The sequence below is a fragment of the Pseudomonas sp. SIMBA_068 genome, from assembly GCF_046534705.1.
Taxonomy (GTDB): domain Bacteria; phylum Pseudomonadota; class Gammaproteobacteria; order Pseudomonadales; family Pseudomonadaceae; genus Aquipseudomonas; species Aquipseudomonas putida.
Genome location: NZ_JAWRYI010000609.1, coordinates 1 through 268, shown reverse-complemented (window position 1 = coordinate 268; position 268 = coordinate 1). Strand labels below are relative to the sequence as shown.

Genomic DNA, 268 nt, shown 5'->3' with positions numbered 1-268 from the left:
AAACCGAACGCCGTCGCCGCCTCTATATGTCCTTTCGGCACTGCCATAAAAGCACCACGGAACGTTTCGGTAAAATAAGCACCGTAGATAAAACCGAGAGTGATAATACCAGCGACCATCGGATCGATATCAATCTGCCCGACGCCCATCGCCTCCGTCACCGTGTTTAGCGCAATCTGCAAACCGTAGAAAATCAGCAGCATCAACACTAAGTCCGGCACGCCACGAATCAGCGTGGTGTACCCTTCGAAAATCAGCCCCGAAAGCC

1 pseudogene is annotated in these 268 nt (G+C 52.2%); it reads right to left on the bottom strand.

Annotation, left to right across the window (positions count from 1 at the left end):
* A pseudogene (gene hisQ / locus SB756_RS30630) lies at positions 1 to 268 on the bottom strand (histidine ABC transporter permease HisQ); the annotation flags it as partial.